General features: G+C 66.7%; 15 protein-coding genes and 2 pseudogenes. 7 read left to right on the forward strand and 10 right to left on the reverse strand.

Features of this window, described 5'->3' with window-relative positions:
• The first annotated feature begins 10 nt into the window (after positions 1–10).
• Positions 11–502, forward strand: a complete 492-nt coding sequence (locus tag ATK36_RS09230) for a glutathione peroxidase (RefSeq protein WP_098510879.1) — start codon at positions 11–13, stop codon at positions 500–502.
• Between the two features lie 800 nt (positions 503–1,302).
• The gene (locus tag ATK36_RS09235; protein WP_098510880.1) at positions 1,303–2,556 is read left to right on the forward strand and encodes a glycosyltransferase family 4 protein; all 1,254 of its coding nucleotides are present in this window, start codon (positions 1,303–1,305) and stop codon (positions 2,554–2,556) included.
• A 31-nt stretch (positions 2,557–2,587) separates the two neighbouring features.
• On the opposite strand, the gene ATK36_RS33410 is transcribed toward ATK36_RS09235, so the two are convergent.
• From ATK36_RS33410 to aceA, 4 genes are all read right to left on the reverse strand, one after another.
• Positions 2,588–2,950 (reverse strand): hypothetical protein, encoded by a 363-nt coding sequence (locus tag ATK36_RS33410; RefSeq protein WP_245914537.1) that lies wholly within the window; start codon positions 2,948–2,950, stop codon positions 2,588–2,590.
• A complete protein-coding gene (locus ATK36_RS34385; RefSeq protein WP_342751996.1) occupies positions 2,947–3,345 on the reverse strand; it encodes a methyltransferase domain-containing protein in 399 nt (132 codons plus the stop codon). The genes ATK36_RS33410 and ATK36_RS34385 overlap by 4 nt, the downstream gene beginning before the upstream one ends.
• Positions 3,346–4,662: 1,317 nt before the next feature.
• On the reverse strand, positions 4,663–6,273 hold the full coding sequence (aceB, locus tag ATK36_RS09245) for a malate synthase A (protein WP_098510881.1): 1,611 nt from the start codon (positions 6,271–6,273) through the stop codon (positions 4,663–4,665).
• An 82-nt stretch (positions 6,274–6,355) separates the two neighbouring features.
• On the reverse strand, positions 6,356–7,642 hold the full coding sequence (gene aceA, locus ATK36_RS09250; protein ID WP_098510882.1) for an isocitrate lyase: 1,287 nt from the start codon (positions 7,640–7,642) through the stop codon (positions 6,356–6,358).
• Positions 7,643–7,871: 229 nt separating this feature from the next.
• Between aceA and ATK36_RS09255 the strand changes: the two genes are divergently transcribed.
• Positions 7,872–9,296, forward strand: a complete 1,425-nt coding sequence (locus ATK36_RS09255) for a short-chain fatty acyl-CoA regulator family protein (RefSeq protein WP_098510883.1) — start codon at positions 7,872–7,874, stop codon at positions 9,294–9,296.
• 4 nt (positions 9,297–9,300) lie between these two features.
• On the opposite strand, the gene ATK36_RS09260 is transcribed toward ATK36_RS09255, so the two are convergent.
• Positions 9,301–9,690, reverse strand: a complete 390-nt coding sequence (locus tag ATK36_RS09260; RefSeq protein ID WP_141544400.1) for a hypothetical protein — start codon at positions 9,688–9,690, stop codon at positions 9,301–9,303.
• Positions 9,691–9,798: 108 nt separating this feature from the next.
• Here ATK36_RS09260 and ilvA point away from each other — a divergent pair, with 108 nt between their 5' ends.
• Complete coding sequence (gene ilvA, locus ATK36_RS09265) at positions 9,799–11,055, forward strand: threonine ammonia-lyase IlvA (RefSeq protein WP_098510885.1); 1,257 nt, start codon at positions 9,799–9,801, stop codon at positions 11,053–11,055.
• 155 nt (positions 11,056–11,210) lie between these two features.
• Here ilvA and ATK36_RS09270 read toward each other — a convergent pair.
• From ATK36_RS09270 to ATK36_RS09280, 4 genes and pseudogenes are all read right to left on the reverse strand, one after another.
• A pseudogene (locus tag ATK36_RS09270) lies at positions 11,211–11,435 on the reverse strand (nuclear transport factor 2 family protein); the annotation flags it as partial.
• A 43-nt stretch (positions 11,436–11,478) separates the two neighbouring features.
• Positions 11,479–12,942, reverse strand: a complete 1,464-nt coding sequence (locus tag ATK36_RS09275; RefSeq protein ID WP_245914539.1) for an alpha/beta fold hydrolase — start codon at positions 12,940–12,942, stop codon at positions 11,479–11,481.
• A gap of 199 nt (positions 12,943–13,141) precedes the next feature.
• On the reverse strand, positions 13,142–13,276 hold the full coding sequence (locus ATK36_RS34195; RefSeq protein WP_281259037.1) for a hypothetical protein: 135 nt from the start codon (positions 13,274–13,276) through the stop codon (positions 13,142–13,144).
• A 400-nt stretch (positions 13,277–13,676) separates the two neighbouring features.
• Positions 13,677–14,435: an acyltransferase gene (locus ATK36_RS09280; RefSeq protein ID WP_098510886.1), complete on the reverse strand. Its 759-nt coding sequence runs from the start codon at positions 14,433–14,435 to the stop codon at positions 13,677–13,679.
• 52 nt (positions 14,436–14,487) lie between these two features.
• Between ATK36_RS09280 and ATK36_RS09285 the strand changes: the two genes are divergently transcribed.
• Positions 14,488–15,435 carry a nucleoside hydrolase gene (locus ATK36_RS09285; RefSeq protein ID WP_098510887.1) on the forward strand — a complete coding sequence of 316 codons (948 nt, stop codon included), beginning with the start codon at positions 14,488–14,490 and terminating at the stop codon, positions 15,433–15,435.
• 1,256 nt (positions 15,436–16,691) lie between these two features.
• A complete protein-coding gene (locus tag ATK36_RS09290) occupies positions 16,692–17,888 on the forward strand; it encodes a C40 family peptidase (protein WP_387001231.1) in 1,197 nt (398 codons plus the stop codon).
• Positions 17,889–18,019: 131 nt separating this feature from the next.
• Here the strand turns inward: ATK36_RS09290 and ATK36_RS09295 are convergent.
• Positions 18,020–18,365, reverse strand: a pseudogene (locus ATK36_RS09295) (helix-turn-helix transcriptional regulator); the annotation flags it as partial.
• Positions 18,366–18,620: 255 nt separating this feature from the next.
• Between ATK36_RS09295 and ATK36_RS09300 the strand changes: the two are divergent.
• Positions 18,621–19,016, forward strand: a complete 396-nt coding sequence (locus tag ATK36_RS09300; RefSeq protein WP_098510889.1) for a VOC family protein — start codon at positions 18,621–18,623, stop codon at positions 19,014–19,016.
• The last annotated feature ends 20 nt before the right edge of the window (positions 19,017–19,036 follow it).

The following is a 19,036-nucleotide window of genomic DNA, read 5'->3' on the forward strand; positions in this document are numbered from 1 at the left end:
GAATCCTGACATGGACATCCGCGAATTGCCGCTGAAGACCCTCACCGGCGAAGACACCACCTTGGACGGCTCGCTGGCCGGCAAGGCGTTGCTGGTGGTCAATGTGGCGTCGAAATGCGGGCTGACGCCGCAGTACTCCGGCCTGGAACGGCTGCAGGAACGCTATGGCGACAAGGGTTTCTCGGTCGTCGGCTTCCCGTGCAACCAGTTCGCCGGCCAGGAGCCCGGGACGGCCGAAGAGATCCAGACGTTCTGCTCCATGACCTACGGAGTGTCGTTCCCGCTGTTCGAAAAGCTGGAAGTCAACGGCGAAGACCGCCACCCGCTCTACACCGCCCTCACCGAAACCCCGGACTCCGACGGCGAGGCGGGCGATGTGCAGTGGAACTTCGAGAAGTTCCTTGTCGGCCCGTCCGGTGAGGTTCTCGGCCGCTTCCGTCCCCGCATCGAGCCGGAGGACGAGATCGTGGTGAGGGCCATCGAAGGGGCTTTGCCGTCCTGACGGTTCCTCGTTTCTCGGCGGGCCGCCCGTGCGGGTGGCCCGCCGGGTGACGAGGGCGGGGGCCTTCGTTCCGATCGTCTCGAATGCGCGGTCCCTTGACGTTCGGAGACGACTGGACGGCGTTTGCTCGCTGCCTTCCGAGGTGCCCCGCCGCTGCGCCAGGTCGTCTGGGGCGGTGGCACGTGGCGGCTTCGAGCCGACGTCCTACTCTCGCGCTTCGTCCCGGCTTGTCTGGCGCCATCTCGTTCCGGTTCCTTTCGGACCACGCTCGGACCTCTCGCATCGCCTCGTTCTGGTCCCCCCATCAGTTGGCCCACGGCGGCACCATCGCTGGCAACCCGGGGCGGTCAAGCGACCAGACCGTTCACGGCTGTTGCACAACTTCGTCTGCCATCGCGCTGTCGACAAATTGACGCGCGACTCGGCGTACCCGGCCGCGTTCTCCCTGCCCGAACCATCGATCGATCGGCACTGGGCTTTCACACCGTCGAGCCTGAGCCCAGGAGCCAAACAGCACAGCCGCCGCTCAACAACTCGGACCGCGCCCTACCCTGTTCAGCCAGCTACCGCAGCGAGCTCGAACCGTCGAACAGCCCCCTGCCGCCCGCCATCCCGAGGCCTCCGACCAGCCCGATGCGGCCTTGCCACCAACCTCCCGGCAGCAGGGCAACCGCTCTCCCGCTCTGTTCGATCCAGATGCCACTTGCCGATCCGTCGTCGCCATTCAGTGGCGACACCCAGGTCACCCCGTCAATCGGACAGGACGCCGACCGTAGGCGACTGGCGAGTAACCTCTGGCCATGCGCGTGTTGATGTTGTCGTGGGAGTACCCGCCCGTGGTCATCGGCGGGCTGGCCCGACACGTACATGCGCTGGCCCGGCATCTCGCTCAGCAGGGACACGAGGTGGTCGTTCTGTGCCGCCACACCGCGGGCACCGACGCCTCCACCCATCCGCGCAGCGACCGTGTCGTAGACGGAGTGCGCGTGGTCCGGGTTGCCGAGGACCCGATGCATCTCACATTCGAGCGCGACCTCGTGGCGTGGACGCTCGCCATGGGACACGCAATGATCCGCGCTGCGCAAGATCTCTTGCGCAGCTGGCAACCCGATGTGGTGCACGCGCACGACTGGCTCGTCACACACCCCGCCATCGCGGTCGCCGAAGCAGCACACGTTCCGCTCGTCGGCACGATCCACGCGACCGAGGCAGGCCGGCACTCCGGGTGGCTTTCGCATCCGCTGAACCAACAGGTCCATTCGGTCGAGTGGTGGCTGGCCAACCGAGCCGATGCCCTGATCACCTGTTCACAGGCGATGCGGGCGGAAGTGGCCCACCTGTTCGAGATCGACGCCGCCGAAGTCGCCGTCATCCACAACGGTATCGAGGCACGCAGCTGGCGCGTCTCGGCCGGCGAGGTGGCGAAAATGCGGGAACGACACAGCCCGGCCGGAGCACCGTTGCTGCTGTTCTTCGGACGGCTGGAGTGGGAAAAGGGCGTGCAAGATCTCCTGACCGCGCTCCCCCGCATCCGCCGCCGATTCCCGGGGACCAGACTGGTCGTTGCCGGAAAAGGGCGACACCACGACGAGCTGGTCGAGCAGTCCCGCAAGCTGCGGATCCGCCGGGCCGTGGACTTCGCCGGCCACCTGCCCGACCGTGACCTGCGCGCGCTGCTCGCCGCGGCCAACGCGGTCGTGCTGCCCAGCCGCTATGAGCCGTTCGGGATCGTCGCACTCGAGGCGGCCGCCGCGAAGGCACCGCTGGTGGCCTCCACCGCCGGTGGTCTCGGCGAGGTGGTCTTGGACGGCGAGACCGGGCTGGCCTTCGAACCCGGCGACGTTACCGGCCTGACCGAAGCGGTCACCGCCGTCCTGAACGACGCCGCTGCGGCGACTCGCCGTGCACGAGCCGCACAGTCACGACTCTCCGGCGATTTCGACTGGGGCCGGATTGCCGAAGAGACCGTCAAGGTCTACCGCCGGGCACGAATAGGCGAGCCATTCGAACTGGGACGTCCGAAAATCGCAACCGGCAACGCCTTCACACCGTGACCAGCAGCCCGCCGGCAATGGACTCCATCCATCAGCACCTTCCTGTCACAATCTTGACAGAAACAGGCTCAACGGACGGCGCATGCGGCTCGATGGCCATCCGGATCCGGTCCGCGAAGGCCGCCCGATCTTGATGGGCAGGCAGGCTGCCTTTACTGAGAGCTGAATAGACTCCGCCAGCGATCTGATCTAAGGTCAGTTCCCCACGATACTCAATGACACCATTATCCACCGCATACCCGGCTGCCGCGAGCGATTCACCATAACGTGTTTGACTGATCTCGTCGGTTCCGCAGGTCGCGGTGAGGGGCCGGTCAAACCAGCCTGCGAGCACTTCACCGAGCGCACGCGACCACGCACTTTCCTGAGACCACAGAGGCAGGCCGTTCGTCACCACGGCGACTCCCCCTCCCTTCCGCAGCATTGGCCGAATAGCGGCGAACAGCCTCTCGTGGCCCATCCAGTGCCGACCCCACCAGCCGCTCCAGCGCGACGCGCCTTCTCCAACATGTCCGGCGACGGGTCCATTCCTCCCACTGCGCGAACACGCTCCGCCATCGGAAAGGTCAATTGCCCCGTACCGCACCCGAGATCGACGACAACGTCGTCACCGGTGAGGGTGAAAGCGTCACAGAGCGCATCGACGACCTGCTCCGGATAACCGCGCCGGTACTGATGGTAGAAATCCACTACTTCCCCACTGAATCCCAAATCCATACAGCGATCGTGCCGACTACAGTGGATAAGGTCAGCCGATTTCGCCGTCAGCTGAGTGGAGGAAAACCGCATTTCGCGCAGAGCGAAATCGGTACCACCTGTCCGGCCAGATAAGTATCCTGTGGTGAGGAGAATCGGACAGTCCCCTCGCGACGCAGTACTTTTGACCGATTGGCAGCGCGGTCGATGTAGGTTGGCGCCCCTGGACAGTCTTCAGCTGCTCTGCCCTACTGCCGAAGGTCGCCGCTGAGCGGCAACGACTCGGGCAGGTCGCGTCATACCCGGTTTGAGCGCGCTTCATGCACGGGCCGACCGCGCCTCGGCGACATTCGCCATCCAACGGCAACCGTGACGGCGATGCGAGGCCCAGCTGGATGGTCACTCCGGCCCCAGTCCCTGCGCCCGCCAGAGCACCGGAAAGCGGCCTCGACCAGTCATTCGCCACTCAACGGCGAAAGCCCGGGATCGGCAGTGGAACGGCCGGTGAGCCGTTGCCGTTGCCACTGAGCGGCGAGTCCGAATCGACACCGGAAAACAAGGCCGCAGCTCGTCGCCGCTCAACGGCGAAAGCCCGGACGCCCGGAGACCAACCAGGAGCCGACGGCACCGCACCACCGCGAGTCCCGGACCGCTCGGACAGTCGGGACAACCAATTCGCCACTCAACGCGACGCACGTCCGAGCGCACCCGAACGACCGCCAAACCCATAACGTCGTCCGACGGCTGGCTCCCCGGACCATTTGGTCCGCCGAAGCCGAACCCCTCGCCGCTCGGCGACGAGATCCGAAGTGCACGACCCGGCCCAACACGACGGCTGCTCCTCGCTCTCCCGCAGCGGAGTCTGAACCGCCCAACCGCTCCCTCCCCTCGGCGGCAAGACCCGAACCACATACCCACGCCCTCGCCACTCCGCGGCGAAAGCCGAAGCCACCCGACGCGCCTTCGCCCCTCGATGGCGAACCCAACTCACCCGGCCTCGCCAGAAAAGCCCTCGCCCCTAACCGGCAAGACCGCACCGGAAGAACCCACACCTTCCCTAGCCATCCAGCCTATGCCGCAGGCCTCGCGCCTCCCCGCGCGCACCGAGACCCAAACCGTCCAGACGAACGACAGCCCGAACCTCGACCTCAACGGCCAGATCCAATCCACGCCAACCATCCAAACCACCCGACCATGGTGGAACGATCTGTAACCCGCCGGTCGACGACTCACCGCGCGCTGAACAGCCAGAAGCCCGTGCGTTGCCAGTGAACGGCGGCGATGCACGGGCGCTGGAAAACCCGGGTCCGGTGGCGGGGAGCCTCCGCCACCGGACCCGTTCCCGCACAGTCCCAAACACAGTGCGGGAAGCCGGTCGTCCGCGGTCAGGTCACGGACGCCGGAGCAGGTTCACCGAATGGTGTCGGTGAGGTACCGGGCGTAGGCGCCGGTGGTGAGGAAGCTCGGGAGCTTCTCGCCGAGGGCGGTCTCGGTGAAGATCGCCCGGGCGTCGTCGAGGCGGGCCGAGGCGCCCAAATCGGCGCGGACCTTGGCGAGTTCGTCGTCGAGGAACTCGACGGCCAGTTCGCGGGTGAGGGCCGTGCCGTCTTCCAGCTTGGTGCCGTTGCGGATCCACTGCCAGATCTGGCAGCGGGCGATCTCGGCAGTCGCGGCGTCTTCCATCAGGTTGTGGATGGCGGCAGCGCCGATACCCCGCAGCCACGAGTCGACATATCGCAAGGCGACGTCGATGTTCGCTCGCACGCCGGCCTCGGTCACCTCACCACCGGCGCTGGCGACGTCCAGGAGGTCTTCCGCGGACACCTCGACGTCTTCGCGCAACCTGGTGAGCTGGTTCGGCCATCCGCCGAGCACCGCGTCGAACACCTCGCGGCACACCGGGACCAGGCCGGGGTGCGCAACCCACGAGCCGTCGAACCCGTCGCCCGCTTCGCGGTCCTTGTCCTGGCGGACCTTCTCCAAAGCGAGTTCGTTGGTGGCAGGGTCCTTGCTCGGGATGAACGCAGCCATCCCGCCGATCGCGTGGGCGCCGCGGCGGTGGCAGGTGCGCACCAGCAGTTCCGTGTAGGCACGCATGAACGGGACGGTCATCGTCACCTGTGCCCGATCCGGCAGCACGAAGTCGGCACCGTGCGCGGAGAAGTTCTTGATGACGCTGAAAATGTAATCCCACCGGCCGGCGTTCAGGCCGGACGCGTGCTCACGCAGCTCGTAGAGGATCTCGTCCATTTCGAACGCGGCGGTGATCGTCTCGATCAGCACGGTCGCCCGGACGGTACCCCGCGGGATGCCGAGTTCCTGCTGCGCCAGCAGGAAAATGTCGTTCCACAGCCGGGCCTCGAGGTGGCTTTCCAGCTTCGGCAGGTAGAAGTACGGGCCGCTGCCGCGGGCGAGCAGCTGGCGGGCGTTGTGGAAGAAGTACAACCCGAAGTCCACGAGGCTGGCCGAAACGGGACGGCCGTCGATCCGGATGTGCTTCTCCACCAGGTGCCAGCCGCGCGGCCGCGCGACGATGGTCGCCGGGTCGTCGCCGACCGTGTAGCGCTTGCCGGCCTCGGTGGTGAAGTCGATGTCGCGGCGGATGGCGTCGAAGAGGTTCAGCTGACCGTCGACGATGTTGTGCCAGGTCGGCGAGGTCGCGTCCTCGAAGTCCGCCAGCCACACCTTGGCCCCGGAGTTGAGTGCGTTCACCGTCATCTTGCGGTCGGTCGGCCCGGTGATCTCCACCCGCCGGTCCTCGAGGCCGGGGGCGGGCGGGGCGATCCGCCAGCTGTCGTCGGTGCGGATCCTGTGCGTTTCCGGCAGGAAGTCCAGCCGCTCCTCTCCCGACTGCACCCGTTCGCGACGGCGACGGCGTTCGTCGAGCAGCTCGCTGCGACGACCGGCGAAGGTGTTGTCGAGCTTGGCCACGAAGTCCAGCGCGGCCGGGGTCAGAATCTCGGCGAACCGGCCATCGGTCGGCCCGGTGACCTCGATGCGGTAGTTCAGCTTGGCGGCCATCTCGTACCTCCGCGAAGGGGAAGGAAGGGGGACGGTCCGGCGGCGAAAGGGAATGCGCCGCCGGACCGGGAGGGGGAGCAGGTCAGAACTGCGCTTCCTCGGTGGAACCCTTGAGCGCGGTGGTCGAGCTCTCCGGGTTCAGCGCCGTGGAGACCTGGTCGAACCAGCCGGTGCCGACCTCACGCTGGTGCTTGGTGGCGGTGTAGCCGCGGTCCTCCGAAGCGAACTCGCGCTCCTGCAGCTCGACATAGGCGGTCATGCCTTCGCGGGCGTAACCGTGCGCCAGGTCGAACATCGAGTAGTTCAGCGCGTGGAAGCCGGCCAGGGTGATGAACTGGAACTTGTAGCCCATCGCGCCGAGTTCGCGCTGGAAGCGGGCGATCGTGCTGTCGTCCAGGTGCTTCTTCCAGTTGAACGACGGCGAGCAGTTGTAGGCCAGCATCTGGTCCGGGTACTGCGCCTTGATCGCTTCGGCGTACTTGCGCGCCACCTCGAGGTCCGGCGTCGAGGTCTCCATCCACAGCAGGTCGGCGTACTGCGCGTAGGCCAGACCACGGTCGATGCACGGCTCGATGCCGTTAGTCACCTCATAGAAGCCCTCCGCGGTACGGCCGCCGGTGAGGTACTTCTGGTCACGTTCGTCCACGTCGCTGGTCAGCAACGTGGCGGCCTGCGCGTCGGTACGGGCGACGACGAGGGACCGCACGTTCAGCACGTCCGCAGCGAGCCTGGCCGCGTTGAGGGTGCGCTCGTGCTGCTTGGTCGGGATCAGCACCTTGCCGCCGAGGTGGCCACACTTCTTCTCGGACGCGAGCTGGTCCTCCCAGTGCACACCCGCCGCGCCGGCCGCGATCATGCCCTTCATCAGCTCGAACGCGTTCAGCGGGCCACCGAAGCCTGCCTCGGCGTCGGCGACGATCGGGGCGTACCAGTCGATGTCGGTATTGCCTTCGGCCCAGTTGATCTGGTCGGCGCGGCCCAGCGCGTTGTTGATGCGGCGAACGACGGCCGGGACCGAGTTGGCCGGGTAGAGGCTCTGGTCCGGGTAGGTCTGGCCGGCCAGGTTGGCGTCGGCCGCGACCTGCCAGCCGGACAGGTAGATCGCCTTCAGTCCGGCCCGCACCTGCTGCACGGCCTGGTTGCCAGTCAGCGCGCCGAGCGCGTGGATGTAGTCCTCGCTGTGCAGCAGGTCCCAGAGCCGCTCCGCGCCACGACGGGCGAGCGTGTGCTCTTCGACCACGGAACCACGCAGCTTGACCACGTCCGCAGCGGAGTAGGTCCGCTGCACGTTCGCCCAGCGGGGGTCGGTCTTCCACTGCTCGGCCAGCTCGGCCGCCGCCTGCTCGAGCTGCTTGGCCTGCTCGGTCATCGGACTCTCCCGTGTTGCGAAGTTTGCGATTGCTCGCCTTGCCTGGTGACGACACTGACACGAGCGGGAAAACCCGGTCCATAGCTCCAATTTGCCAATTTATGTGAAGGATGCCTAGCATCCTGCAAAGCTTGCGAATCACCACTTCGCAAGCACCGGAAGAACACGCGGCCTGGATCGTTCACGTAATCGTTCAGGCCCGGAAACCTTCCGGCCGAACGGAGGAGTGATGGACAAAACTTTCGCCGGCGCGCGACTACGGCACCTGCGGGAGAGCCGGTCGATGAGCCAGGCCGACCTCGCCCGTGTGCTCGAGATCTCACCCAGTTATCTCAACCAGATCGAGCACAACTCCCGCCCGCTGACCGTCCCGGTGCTGCTGCGGATCACCCAGGCGTTCGGCGTGGACACGGAGTTCTTCGCCAACAACGACACCGCACGGCTGGTCGCGGACGTCCGGGAGGCGCTGCTCGACGAGGTCGTGGGCATCGACGTGACCACGAGCGAGCTGAACGAGCTGGCCACGAACCTGCCGTCGGTCGCCCAGGCACTGGTGAAGCTGCACCACAGCTACCGCAACGCGGTGGAGAGCACCGTCGCACTGACCACGGAGAACGGGCTCGGCCTGCACGGCAGCGCCGCCGGGGCGCTGCCGCACGAGGAGGTTCGCGACTTCTTCTACGAACGTGAGAACTACGTCGCCGAGCTTGACGAACGTGCCGAGCAGATGGCCACGGCCGTGCCGCTGGTCCGCGGCTCGGTGCTGGGCTCGCTCAAGGAACGGCTCTGGCAGCGCTATGGCGTTGAGGTGACCACCGACGGGATCGACGAATCAGCAGGTCAGCAGCACCGGTACGAACCGGCGACCCGGGTGCTGCGGCTCGCGCCGAGCCTGCGGATCGGGCAGCAGGCGTTCCGGATGGCTTCGCAGATCGCGCTGCTCGAGTACGACGATTTGATCACCGAACTAGCCGATTCGTGGGCATTTTCCGGTCCGGCCGCACGGACACTCGCGCGAGTCGGCCTGGCGAACTACTTCGCCGGTGCGCTGATCCTGCCGTATGGCTCGTTCCTGGACGCTGCAGAGCGGTTCCGTTACGACATCGAGCGGCTTTGCGATCACTTTGGCGTCGGCTTCGAGACGACGTGTCACCGGCTGTCGACGTTGCAGCGGCCAAAGCAGCGTGGCATACCGTTCTCGTTCGTGCGGGTGGACCGGGCCGGGAACATGTCCAAGCGCCAGTCGGCAGCCGGCTTCCACTTCTCGCGCGTGGGTGGCGCGTGCCCGCTGTGGAACATCTACGAAGCGTTCACCTCACCGGGCAAGATCCTCACCCAGATCGCCGCGTTACCGGATGGCAAGCGCTACTTCTGGATCGCGCGCACGGTATCCCGCAACATCGGCGGCTACGGGCGGCCGGGCAAGACGTTCACCGTCGGCCTCGGCTGCGAACTGCGCCATGCCGGCCGGCTCATCTACTCGACCGGCCTCGACCTGGACGAACCCGCCGCGGCGACGCCGATCGGCATGGGCTGCAAAGTCTGTGAACGGCCGGCGTGCTCGCAACGCGCGTTTCCGGCGATCGGCAAACCACTGACGGTCGACGAGAACACGAGCAGCTTCGTCCCCTACCCCGCCGTTCCCAAGAAGTGAGACGTCACGAACTCCGCGAACGGAGGTAGGCATTCGACGCCGGCAAGTACGCAAGCACCAGGCCGGCAATCGCCAGCACAGCCTGCGCTATCGCGCCGACGCCACCTGGCGACAGTGTGAATCCATCAGCGAGTCCGTCCACGGCACCGTAGCCGAAGACCAAGGCAGGTACCGCGAGCACGGTGAGCGTGATCCGCCCCCACCGTCCACCGAGCCAGAGCCGCAGCACCGAATAGAACCCGATCAAACTCATGGCCAGGAGGCCGAGACGGCCGGGGGTCTCAAGGTGCTGCATTTCGAAGATCGAGATCAGCCAGAGCAGGCTCTGGCCGGCGAAGACCACGACAGCGAGCACCACCGGCGCCGGACGGTCACCCTCATCATCGACATTCACGAACGGACACATTAGGGCGGATCGGCGACAGCCAGTATCCGCTGACCGCATGCTGCCGCCGGGCACCCGCGCGAATGGCTCAGTGAGCGGGAAGTAGATTCAGCGACTGTGCAACGGATCGAAACCGTCGATGCCCAGATGGTGGAACAGGCTGCCGAACGGCTTTCGGGAGTCATCACCCGGACACCGCTCGAGCCCAACGCCCGGCTCTCGTCCCGTGTGGACGCACGCGTCTGGCTGAAGCGCGAGGACCAGCAGACTGTCCGCTCGTACAAGATCCGCGGCGCGTACAACTTCATAGTCCAGCTCGCTGACGACACTCGGGCACGCGGCGTCGTCTGCGCGAGCGCCGGCAACCACGCACAAGGTGTCGCGTACGCATGTCGCCGTTTGGGGGCGAACGGCCGTGTGTACGTCCCCGGTACCACGCCGCGCCAGAAGCGTGAACGCATCGCTGCACTCGGTGGCGCGCATATCGAGGTCATCGTGGTCGGCGAAACCTACGAAGACGCTTTCACCGCGGCGAAGGACGACGCGCACCGCACCGGGGCGACTCTCGTGCCGGCCTTCGACGACATCCGCACCGTCGCCGGGCAGGGCACTGTCGCGCTCGAAATCGTCGAACAGCTGGGCTTCGTCCCGGATGTACTGGTGGTTCCGGTCGGCGGCGGCGGGCTGCTGGCGGGCATGGCGACGTGGCTGCGCGAGCGGCATCCGGAGATTCGAGTCGTCGGTGTGGAACCGGCGGGAGCGATGTGTATGGCAGCTGCGCTCACCGAGGGCGAACCGGTGCGAATCGCCGCCGTCGACCCGTTCGTCGACGGCGCTGCAGTGCGCGAAGCCGGCCAGGTGACGTTCCCTCTCGTTCGCGAGAGCGGGTCGGAGCTGACATCGGTCGCCGAGGGTGCGGTGTGCACCGAGATGTTGTCGATGTACCAGTCGGACGGCATCGTCGCCGAACCCGCCGGCGCACTCGCCGCGGCCGCGCTCGGAAACACCGTGCACGTCGTACCCGGCCAGACGGTGGTGTGCCTCGTCTCCGGCGGGAACAACGACGTCAGCCGGTACAGCGAAATCCTCGAACGGTCACTGATCCACGAGGGCTTGCGGCACTACTTCCTCGTCGGCTTCCCCCAGGAGCCGGGCGCGCTCCGCCGGTTCCTCGACGAGATCCTCGGCCCGGAGGACGACATCACCCGCTTCGAGTACGTCAAGCGCAACAACCGGGAGACCGGGCCGGCGCTGATCGGCATCGAAATCGCCCGCCGCGCGGACCTGCCCGGCCTGCTGTCCCGGCTGGCCGCGAGCCCGCTGCAAGTCGAGCGAGTGGAACCGGGCAGTCCGCTGTACCACTTCGTCGTCTGACCGTTTCCGCTGGTCAGCGGCATTTGCCAAAAAACGGCAACAGCGATCAGCCCAGTTCGCGCGGCCTTCGCGGTCGATCTTCGCGGACGCGACGCGGTCACCTTCGAGCCAGTAGAACCAGGCAATAGGAGACTCGCGATCGACCCGTCCCAGGTAAGCCGCTCGGTCAGCCGAGGGGCAATCCGATCATCACCGGACATGACATTCTCGGCGGTCAGCGTAGGCGGCAGTGTCTCCATCACACTCCCGAACAGCTCGACAAGTTCGGCACACCCACGCACGACGCTGGTCCCGGTCACCCACGCGGCGTCGTCGGTGAAGCCAGCCAACAGGCCTTCGGGATCGCGCGCGTTGAAAGCAGCCACGTGACGCCGCCGCACTTCTCATGGAACAAGATTACCGACGGCGTCACGGGAATTTTCGCTACGCTTTCGGCGCCGGAATCGCGGGGCCGGGGCAGGATTCCGTCGTCGTCCGGCCGGTGTCGAAGAACGTCACCGCGGCCGACGCACAGGGCAGCGACTCCAACGAACCGTGCGCATCGTCCTCGATCTTCATGAGCGCGCCACCGATTCGCCGCTGCATGGCCACAGCCCATCCGATCGGCGTAACCGGCTCGAATACGTGGCCCACGAGCTGCAACGGACTCTTGCCCGGCTCGAACGCCCACTGCTGCACGGGAGCAGGCCAGCCGATGCACTTCTGTTCCCAGAATCCGTACGAGCCGCTGACCGGGTTGCGCTCGATACGGTCGAGCCGGTGTCGCCACACCGTCTCGAAGTCCCGCGGGCTCGGCGATTCATTGCACAGCAAGGCATTCTGTTGGAAGGTACTGCCGCCAGAGCGTTCAGTATCCCAGCCTAAGCCGGTCTTCGGTGCCGGACCTTGGTTCACTGCAGGCGTTCCACCGTCACGGATAGTGGCCAGCTGGGTAGCAACATCTGCCCATGTTTTGCGAGGGTCTGCGAGCATGTCGTTGACGGTCTTGCCATCGACCGGCGAACCATCAGCCGCCTTACGCGGCTTTGCGGTCAGTTCAGCACGCAGGTCGAGCAGGGCTTTGGCGACTGTTTGCTCCTCACGGCCGAAGTGGTAGACCGAGTCGTAGCGGGCGATCCAGGCGGAGAACTCGCGGAAGGTCTTCTCACCCACGGTAGCAATGTCATCGTCCATTGTGGTGAGATTCAGTTCCGGCGACATCACCGAATCGAGCAGCATCTTGTCGACGTGATCGTCGAAGAGCGTGCGGTATTCCGCGCCGAGCGCAGTGCCCCAGGAAACGCCGTAGTAGCCGATCTTGTCCTCGCCCAGCGCCTGACGGATGCGATCCACATCGCGCGCGATGTTCGACGTGGTCAACGAACGGACGAACGCGGGGTCCTTGTCGATGCACCGTTTCCGGGCCACTGCGTCCCGCTCGGCGACGAACCGAGCACTATCCTTTTCGGACATACCAGGAGCCGGTGAGGTCTCGTCCTCGGGGCAATTCACTCCCGCGCTGTAGTCGACGCCCCGAGGATCGAACCCGATCAGGTCGTGATGTTCCAGCAATCCGGCGGCTTTGCTGTCCACGATCGTACTCGGCGTGGCCATTCCGGAGTGGCCAGGACCGCCGGGGTTGAAGACGATAGCCCCGCTCCGCGCACCTGTCGCCGGGATCCGGCTGACGGCGACGTCGATCTTCCGGCCGTCTGGATCGGCGTAGTCGAGGGGGACAGTGATCATCGCGCATTCGGTCTGTTTGTCGGTGGCGTCCCAACCCTTCGCGATCGAAGCGCAGGGCCGCCAAGCCAGTCCTTCTGCCGACGCAACGGCAGGTACGAGCGGGACCATCGCGACCGCTGCCACGGCGGCCACGAGAGTACGGTTTTTCGGCATGAAGATCATGATGGTGTGCCTAGGCCCGGCAGCGGATCAGCCGATCGGCCGATCGACCTCGCCGATGGACTGGTTTGATCCGCGACGCTCGATCACCCGATGAAGCCGACACTGGAATCTGGGCCAACCGGTGCCTCGCGCACAGCCGAACATCGGCGGCCATTGCCGCTCAACGGCAACTCCGCCCGACCGAACAAAGGGCCAGACCTCACGGGCGAGCGTCGCCGTTTTCCGGCGACTGGCAGGTCAGCACGGAAACCGGCGACCACCGGGTGGTGCAGATCGTGCACAGGTCACCCCGCGTGGCGCCCGCCGGATTCGGCTCGACAGGCGTTTCCACCATGACCTCACGTCCCGGTTCACCTCATGCAGTGAAGACATCGGGGGACCTCGTCTGGAAGCCGGTTATACTTACCGCCCGCCGTGGGCGGCGCTCCAACTACCGCCACCGGAAGGTGGGGCGTCGAGTCCGAACCCAGCATGTCGGCGCATCCGTCGTGTCGGCGAATGTACGGACTCATCGACGATGTCGTCCGAACGCCGCCGAAAATGCGACGGATTCGACCATGAGCCGGTGGCCGATCAACTCCTGCACCTCGACCGATACCTCCGCGGTACGCGCAGCGGCCGAACCTCCGGTTGCCGTGCTCCTCCACGGCATTGCATTAGCGCCGGGTCGGCTACCTCACCGTGCTGAGGCGAAGGCGCCACTCGCTCCCAGAGATTTCGCCGGCTGAGCTCGGTCAGCTGGTCTCGCCCAGCGTCTTCTGCAGGGCCTTGTTCGCCTTGCGCGCCATGTCGGCAACCGCTTCCCGGCGAACGGCATCCGCGGCGTAGTCGTCTTCGCGGTTGCGGACCACCCGGGCGGGTGAGCCGACCGCGATCGAGTAATCCGGGATGTCACCGCGCACCACCGCATGCGCCCCGAGCACGCAGCCGCGGCCGATTCTGGTGCCCTTCAGAACACTGACCTTCGTGCCGAGCCAGGTGTCCGGCCCGATGCGCACCGGTGACTTGACGATGCCCTGGTCCTTGATCGGCACGTGGATGTCCGCGGTGACGTGGTCGAAATCGCAGATGTACACCCAGTCTGCGACGAGCGTGGCCGCGCCGAGCTCGATGTCCAGGTAACAGTTGATCACGTTCTGGCGCCCGAACACCGACTTGTCACCGATGCGAAGGGACCCCTCGTGACAGCGAATGGCGTTGCCGTCGCCGATGTGCACCCAGCGGCCGATCTCCAGCCGTCCGTAGCCGGGGCGGCAGTGGATCTCCACGTTCTTGCCGAGGAACAGCATGCCGCGCAGGATGATGTGCGGGTTCGCGAGCCGGAATTTCAGCAGCCGGTAGTAGCGCACCAGGTACCACGGGGTGTAAGCACGATTGCGCAGCGCCCACCGCAGCGAATCGACGGTCAGGAACCTGGCTTGGCGCGGGTCTCGCCGAGCCCGGCGCCAAGCGCGCACCCGCGACAACGCGGGCGCACCCCACATCGACGTCATGCCGTTGACCGTAACCTGTGGCCGGCGGCTCGGTACAGGCAAGGGGAGCACGATGGGGACCAAGCTGATCATCGACACCGATCCGGGTGTCGATGACGCTTTCGCGATCGCGCTGGCGGCGACGTCGGCGGATATCGAGCTACTGGGCGTGACGACTGTCTTCGGAAACGTCCCGCTCGCGAGGACCACTGCCAATGCCCGACGGCTACTGCAGTTGTGCGGCCGCTCGGATGTGCCGGTCGCGGCGGGTGCCGCCCGGCCGCTCGTCTACCAGGTGACGCGGCGGTCAGGCAGCGTACACGGCTCCGACGGGCTCTCCGGCCAAGCCGACGCACTCCCCGAAGCAACTCGCCCGCTTGAAGACGGGGATGCGGTCAGCCTGCTGGTTTCGTTGCTCGAGGCTGCGGATGAACCGGTGGCCATCGCACCGATCGGACCACTGACGAACATCGCCGCGCTGCTCGCCGCGCATCCGGGCGTGCGGTCGAAGATCAGTCGCATCGTGCTGATGGGCGGAGGTGTGGCGCGCGGAAACACGACCGCCGTCGCCGAGTTCAATATCTGGGCCGACCCGGAAGCGGCACGGAGAGTGATCACCGAGGACGAGGTTCCGTGCGTGATGGTCCCCCTCGATCTCACCCACCAATGCGCTGTTGACGACGTGTGGCTGGGAAAGCTGGCCAGCTCCGGTCACCTGGGCCGGACGCTGGAGACGCTGACCTCGGATTACCGCGCGCACTACCGGCAGGTACTCGGCTACGACGGCATGGTGCTGCACGACGCGGTGGCCGTCGCCGAGGCGATCCGGCCCGGCCTTCTGCACACCGAGACCTACCCGGTGACCGTGGACACGAGTGCGGGCCCGGCCCGCGGGATGACGCTGGTCGACCGGCGGGCCGTTCCACTCGAAGCCGCCGGGCGGGCGGTGGACGTGGCTGTGGATACCGATGTGGATGAACTGCGGAATTTCGTCCTGTCGAGACTGGCCGGTGGCCGCTGATGGCCGGAACGAATCGTCCGGACGAATTGCCGCTGAATGGCGACGAGCAGGTGGACGCGGGTTTTTCCGGTGCTGACCCTGGTGCGGCCGAGGGCGTCGGTCTACCCGATGCGGGCGAGACGGCGGGCTCGGCAGGAGAGCCGGCGGGGTCGTCGTCTGGTGTGGATAGGTCTGGGGACTCGTCGCCGTTGAGTGGCGACGGGCGGGACGGCGGGTCTGCCGAGGTTGCAGCTGAGAGCACACCGCCTTCGGATAGTGGGCTGTCGCCGTCGAGTGGCGACGGGCGAAACGGCGGGTCTGCCGGGCTTGAAGCTAGGAGCACATCGCCTTCCGGTGGTGGGGATGGTGGGCGGTCGCCGTCAAATGGCGAAACGGCGGGTAGCGCGTTGCCCGGTGATTCCTCTGGAACTGGTGGGTTGCCGGTGAGCGGCGAGTCTTGGGGTGGTCTGTCGGTGGATCGCGAGGATCGGCGCGATGGGTCGCCGGTGGTTGGCGAAGGTCCAGATGGGCGGCCGCAGGTCGATGGCGAGGGTTCGGAGAGGCGGCCGACGGTGAATGGCGAAGTTCCGGGTCGGCCGTCACCGATGGATGACAAAGTTCCGGATCGGTCGTCGCCAGTGAACGGCGAGACTTCGGCTGGATCGTCACCAGTGGATGACAAAGTTCCGAGTGGGCCATCGCCGGTGGATGGCAACCGGGCCCCGGGTGGGCCGTCGCCGTCGAGTGGCGAAAGCCTGGTCAGGCCGTCGCCGCTGAGCGGCGGGGGGTCGGGTCGGCCGTTACCACCCAATGGCGAGAGTTCGGACCAGCCGTCGCCACTTGGCGACAAGGCCTCGGGCCAGCCGTCGCCGCCTAGCGGCGAAACCGCGAACCAGCCGTCGCCACCTGATGACGAGACGTCAGGCCAGCCATTGCCGATGGGCGGCGAGCGCTCAAACTGCCCGTTGCCGCTGAACGGCGGGACGACAAAGCAGCCGTCGCCACTCGATGGCGAAATCTCGGGAGACTCCTCGGCGGAGGACAGTGCAGCGTCGGCCGATCAGTCTCCGGTGAAGGACGGTCTCTCGCCGTTGAGGGGCGAGGCTCGAGACAAGCCGTCGCCATTGAGCGGTGAAGCTTCGGGCAAGCAGTCGCCATGGAGGGGCGAGGCCCACGGCAATCCCTCGCCGTTGAGTGGCGAACCGCTGGTCGCGGCGGGAGCGGGTGTGCTCGGCGGGACACGGGAGGCGGCTCCCCAGGAGACCGGGGCATCGGCGATGAGTGTCGGAGAGTTCGGGGACGGCTCCGGGCGAATGCCTGCCATTGTCGATGGAGCGTCAGTGGAGCCAGGGCTCGGCGAGCGGCCGAGGCAGGCGGGTCGTGGTCGACGGCGGGTTGTGGTGGCGTTGGCTGCGGTGGTGGTAGTGCTGGGGGCGTTGGTGATCGCGGTGCGGTTTGCGCCGTCTGGGAATGGGGCGGGAGACACTGTGGGAGCGTCGGCTTCGACGGTGCCTTCGAGGGAGGTGGCGCCGCCTCGGTCGTCGGTGCCGGCGCAGCCGAAGGTGCCGCAGGCTGGGGAGTTCGGGGCCTGGGCGTCGCGGACCAGCCAGTGGCTTGATATTCCGCTGCGAGCGATGAAGGGGTACGCGCAGGCGACCGTCACGCTCAGCAAGGAGCAGCCGGACTGTCACCTGTCGTGGATCACCCTCGCCGCGATCGGGAAGATCGCCAGTGATCACGGGCGGGCGCAGAGTAGTCATCTCGGAGACGACGGGGCGCTCGCGAAGCCGCTCGGCGCGGTCGAGGTCCGAGACTTCTACAACCGCGTGGTTTCGAGTCCGGGCGCAGCAGGGCCGATGCAGCTGACGCCGGCGGCGTGGACGAAGTGGCAGCGCAGTGCGTCCGGCGGCAAGGCGGATGTGCAGAACATCGACGACGCAGCGCTCACCACCGGGCGTGCATTGTGTGCCGGTGGCCGCGACCTGGCGACGGACTGGTGGAACGGCGTCGCCACGCTGGCACCGGCGCCGCTCATGCTGCATCGGACGCTGGCGACCGTGAACGTCTACGGCACTGTCGGGCAACGCGATCAGGCACCGGACCCGGCAGTGCTGAGCGCGGTCGACTTCGCGATCGACAAGATCGGTCTTCCTTATGTCTGGGGTGGCAACGGGACCGGCGGCGGCGACCCCGGGTTCGACTGCTCCGGTTTGACGACCGCGGCCTACGCCAGCGCCGGGGTGAAGCTCATGCGCACCGCCGACACGCAATTCCGCAGCATCCCGCACGTGAGCGAACCCGAACTGGGTGATCTGATCTTTTACGGGGAACCTGCGACGAAGATCCATCACGTCGGTCTCTATATCGGCAACCAGCAAATGATCGATGCGCCGCAGACCGGACAGGCGGTGCAGGTTCATCCGTATCGCAAGCCGGGCGACGATTACGCGGGGGCTGGGCGGCCGGCTGCTTAGGATCTATTGCATCTGATGCAACCTGGGTACCGGTGCGATGTCTCTCATTCTCGTCCCGGGCAGCCCGCCGCCTCGCTCCTGGAACAGGTGGTCTGGCAAACGGGCAAGACCCGGCCCCATCAGCAACCAGCGACGGCCGCGGGCAGGACACGCCGGACCTTCGCAGCAGCGCTCTCGGCGGCCGCGACCGAGGTGGTGATCAGACCGGCTCGCCGCCCGGCGACGAGGCCAAGCACGACCGCGAGCGCTTCTTCCCCGGTAGGCATCAGCGGCGGCATCCGATACCCGGGCTCGAGCCGGTAGCCGCCGTAGCGGCACCGACCGGACCGGCACATCCAGGTCCAGAAGATGCTCGACGTACCGGCGGACGGTGCGTTCGTCCACATCGAGCCGGCGGGCAAGTTCAGCGACGGTCCGGGTGCCGCCGCCCTGCAGGATCTCCAGCAGGGCCAGCACGCGGGCGATCGGCCGGGGCAAACCGGAAATCCTCTCGATACCGGGCGGATCCTGTCCACTATTGCTTCTACCGTGGCCGGTGTTCGCGGAGGACACGCCTCCCGTCCCGAAAGGCAGGGTGTCCGCAAAGTCGGTGTGGAGGTCTGTGAAGGGGTCCTTCACGGACCTGAAACCGGTCCGGCGCACGCCACGAGGTGGTCGCACACACCTCCGCATCGCCCGCCGCCGGGTCCCCGACCAACTTTGCCGGAACCCTGTCCCGATTAGGAATCAGCCATGCAGTTCGCCTCGGTCCGCATCATCACCCACGACGTCGCCCGGCTCGCCGAGTTCTACGAGAAGGCGACCGGGATCGCCGCGCGGTGGCCCGGCCCGCAGTTCGCCGAACTCGTAGGCGCCTCATGCACTCTGGCGATCGGCAGTGCCGAGACGATGACGCTGTTCAGCGCCGGCGCGGCAGTGCCCGAGGAGAACCGGACGGCGATCCTCGAATTCCTGGTCGACGACGTCGACGGCGAGTACGCAAAGCTGGCCGGCTCGGCCGAGATCGTGCAGGAGCCGACCACGATGCCGTGGGGCAACCGTTCGCTGCTGTTCCGCGATCCCGACGGCAATCTCGTCAACTTCTTCACCCCGGTCACCGACGCGGCCCGGGACCGGTTGGTCCGCTGAGCACCCTTGGCGATCTCGCC

It is taken from the genome of Amycolatopsis sulphurea, assembly GCF_002564045.1.
Lineage (GTDB): Bacteria > Actinomycetota > Actinomycetes > Mycobacteriales > Pseudonocardiaceae > Amycolatopsis > Amycolatopsis sulphurea.

Coding starts and splice junctions, on each gene's coding strand:
- ATK36_RS09280 (WP_098510886.1), bottom strand. CDS start 14,435: ATGACGTCGATGTGGGGTGCGCCCGCGTTGTCGCGGGTGCGCGCTTGG.
- ATK36_RS09255 (WP_098510883.1), top strand. CDS start 7,872: ATGGACAAAACTTTCGCCGGCGCGCGACTACGGCACCTGCGGGAGAGC.
- aceB (WP_098510881.1), bottom strand. CDS start 6,273: ATGGCCGCCAAGCTGAACTACCGCATCGAGGTCACCGGGCCGACCGAT.
- ATK36_RS09275 (WP_245914539.1), bottom strand. CDS start 12,942: ATGATCTTCATGCCGAAAAACCGTACTCTCGTGGCCGCCGTGGCAGCG.
- ATK36_RS09235 (WP_098510880.1), top strand. CDS start 1,303: ATGCGCGTGTTGATGTTGTCGTGGGAGTACCCGCCCGTGGTCATCGGC.
- ATK36_RS09230 (WP_098510879.1), top strand. CDS start 11: ATGGACATCCGCGAATTGCCGCTGAAGACCCTCACCGGCGAAGACACC.
- ATK36_RS09300 (WP_098510889.1), top strand. CDS start 18,621: ATGCAGTTCGCCTCGGTCCGCATCATCACCCACGACGTCGCCCGGCTC.
- aceA (WP_098510882.1), bottom strand. CDS start 7,642: ATGACCGAGCAGGCCAAGCAGCTCGAGCAGGCGGCGGCCGAGCTGGCC.
- ATK36_RS09290 (WP_387001231.1), top strand. CDS start 16,692: ATGAGTGTCGGAGAGTTCGGGGACGGCTCCGGGCGAATGCCTGCCATT.
- ATK36_RS09285 (WP_098510887.1), top strand. CDS start 14,488: ATGGGGACCAAGCTGATCATCGACACCGATCCGGGTGTCGATGACGCT.
- ATK36_RS34195 (WP_281259037.1), bottom strand. CDS start 13,276: ATGGTGGAAACGCCTGTCGAGCCGAATCCGGCGGGCGCCACGCGGGGT.
- ATK36_RS34385 (WP_342751996.1), bottom strand. CDS start 3,345: ATGCGGTTTTCCTCCACTCAGCTGACGGCGAAATCGGCTGACCTTATC.